The sequence below is a fragment of the Armatimonas sp. genome, assembly GCF_964826245.1.
The window spans coordinates 1-3083 of sequence record NZ_CBAYMC010000378.1; the positions used below are offsets into that span (position 1 = coordinate 1).

General features: G+C 60.9%; 2 protein-coding genes. Both read left to right on the plus strand.

Annotated elements, in window-relative coordinates; all coding sequences use genetic code 11:
• On the plus strand, window positions 1-1875 hold a 1875-nt coding region (locus AC1XOS_RS21705; protein WP_481964299.1), incomplete at its 5' end, for an oxidoreductase.
• An 8-nt stretch (window positions 1876-1883) separates the two neighbouring features.
• The coding region (locus AC1XOS_RS21710; RefSeq protein ID WP_481964300.1) for a DUF885 family protein at window positions 1884-3083 on the plus strand (1200 nt) is incomplete at its 3' end.

Below are 3083 nucleotides of genomic sequence, written 5' to 3' on the forward strand. Positions count from 1 at the left end.
CTCTTCTCGCCCTGGACCGTTCGCGGCGTCACGATAAAGAACCGCGTCGTGATCAGTGGGCACTTTGCGGGTTGGTGGGTGGATGGCGGGCTTCCCTCGGCGGCGTTTGAGAGCTATATCGAGGAGCGTGCCAAGGGCGGCGTGGGGCTCTTTGTGATTGGGGCAACCTCGCCCATGCCCGGCTCCGGGTGGATGCAGAATGTCTCCGACGAGATCATCCCGCGCTACGCCGCTTTGGCCGACGCCGGTCACCGGCATGGGATGAAAGTCTTTGCGCAGCTCTGCCATCCGGGATTTCATCCCCTGCCCGGAGTCCCGATCTTTGGCCCGATTCCCAGCACGCCCCCGACGGGGCCGCGTGGCAAGAGTGCGCCCCGGAAAGTGCCTAGTATTACAGAGCTTCAGGGGCTAATCGAAGCCCACGCGGCGGCAGCAGGGCGAGCGGCAGCGGGCAATGTGGACGGACTTGAGCTCCATGCACATGAGTCGTTTCTGCACTCGCAGATGCTCAACCCGATGTGGAACACGCGCACAGACGAGTACGGGGGCTTTGCAGGCGGCGAGCGTTTCTTACGAGAGACTCTGATCGCGATGCGGAAGGCAATTGGCGAGAGCCTGCCGCTGGGCGTGCGTGTCAAGCTCGACGACATGGAGCAACGCGGCAACACGCCCGAGGTCTACCGTGGCTTAGTACAGCGCTTGGAGGCCGACGGCCTCGTGGACTACGTGATTACAACGGGCGGCGATGCCCGTTTTCACCATGGCCCCACACCCCGCCCCGAGGGCGAGTGGCTCCCACTGGCCGCAGAACTGCGAAAAGTGACCAAGCTCCCGCTGCTCCACGCGGGGCGAATTGTCACCGCGCAGCAGGCCGAGGATGCGCTTGCGGCGGGCTGGCTCGATGCGGTCTGCATGACCAAGGCCCACATCTGCGACCCGCACCATGCCAAGAAAGCGCAGGAGGGCAGGCTCGACGATATCCGCTACTGCACCCGCTGTTTGCAGTCCTGCCACGGCGCGATGGATCGCATGACCTGCGTCTACAACCCACTCACCAGCCGCGAGGCGATTCCTGGTTGGTCGGAGCTGATCCTGGCGGAGCGAAAGAAGCGCGTCGTGGTGGTTGGCGCGGGGCCAGCTGGGATGGAAGCGGCGCTCACCGCGCACGCCCGCGGCCATGAGGTGATCGTGCTGGAGCGCAGTGCAGCAATCGGAGGTCAGGTGCTCCTCGCCGCCTCGTCGCCGCTCCGCAAGCCCTGGGCACGAATCGCCCAGTACTACCAGCGCCAGGCAAGCAAGCTGGATGTGCGCCTCAGCACCAACGCTACCCCCGAGAGTATCCTCGCCCTCCACCCAGACTGCGTGATTGTCGCCACTGGCTCAAAACCAAATAACCTGCCGGGAACTCTGACGGTCCAAGACGTCCTAGAAGGAGGTGCTCGTTACTCTCAGCGTATTGTCATTTTTGATAATGAGGGAACCAACCGAGCACTCACCGCCTGCGATTTCCTCTTGGCTCAAGGGAAAGAAGTTCACTTCGTCACGTCCCTTCCCCGCATTCAGGGAACGGGTGATTCAATGCTGTTGGATGAGTTTTTACAGCACTTCCGGAAGCAAAATGTCCAGTTCTACCCTGGATTTGACCTCGTTAGTATCATTTATGGTGTTGTCCTACGCAACGTCGATACCGCAGAGGAACTCGTGCTTGACGATATAGATCTAGCCGTTGTCGCAGTCGGCTCGACTCCTGACAATTCTTTAACCGATCTGCTCCGTGGAAAAGTGACGGAGCTCTACACGATTGGCGATGCGAATATCCCCCAGACGGTCGAGGCGGCAACCTACCAAGGGGCTCGTATTGGGCGGCGGGTATAATCCCTCCAATGATTCCCCTTGACGAGCTTCTCGCCTCTCCCGCCGACCGTATGCCCGCGATCCTGGCACGCTTTGCCTCAGACCGCGCCGCCATCGAGCGGCGCTACCCTAATGTGTACTCACCCCTTCGCTTCGAAAAACTCACGGACTATTTCGAGACTTGGCAAAATGCTCTCAATACACTGCCTTTCGACGAGTTCACGCGCCCAGATCGCCTCGACTGGCTCCTCTTTCGCAACCTCCTCACCCGTGAGATTGAGCGGCTCCAGCGGAGCAAGGCGGAGTTCGAGGAGATTTCCGAGCTCGTGCCCTTTGTCCTGCCCCTCACAGCGCTCGATGATGCCCGTCGTAACCACGAAGCCATCGATGCAGAAGCAGCAGCTGGGGTGCTTGATGTGGCCCTACAGTCGATTCCGTCGAAGCCAGAAGACCTAAAACAGACGCTTGGGCTGCGGGCGGCAAAGGCGACGGAGAGCGTTCTGGAGACTCTCAAAAACTGGTGGACCTTCTACGGCGGCTACGATCCCCTGGTTGGCTGGTGGTGCCGCGTGCCGTACGAGAAACTAGAGAAAGCTCTGGCAGAGTACGCTACCACTCTCAAGCCCTCGGATAGCGACGCCATTATCGGCGACCCCGTGGGGCGTGCGGCGCTGATCGCCGAGCTACGCGCGAGCTTTATTCCCTACACCCCGGAGGAGCTGATCGCCAAAGCCGACGCCGATCGTCAGTGGTGTCTGCAGGAGCTAGAGAGAGCGGCGCAGGAGCTAGGGCTTCCCAACGGACGGGCGGCGATTGAGGCGGCTAAGCAAGACCACTGCAAGCCCGGTGAGCAAGTGGCGCTGATCCGTGATCTCACTCGCGAGGCGATTGCCTTTGTGGAAGACAACGAGCTCTTGACCGTCCCTGAAATTGCCCGTGATGGCTGGCGGATGATCATGATGTCGCCTGAGATGCAGCGCGTCAACCCATTCTTTCTGGGCGGCGAGACGATCTTAGTCTCTTACCCCACAGACTCCATGGAGCACGACTTCAAGCAGATGAGCCAGCGGGGCAACAACAAGCACTTTGCTCGCGCCACGGTGCACCACGAGCTGATCCCTGGCCACTACATGCAGTCGTTCTTCCAGGAGCGCTACCGTCCCTACCGACGGCAGTTCTGGACCGCCTTCTGGGTGGAGGGCTGGACCCTGCACTGGGAGTTTCTCCTC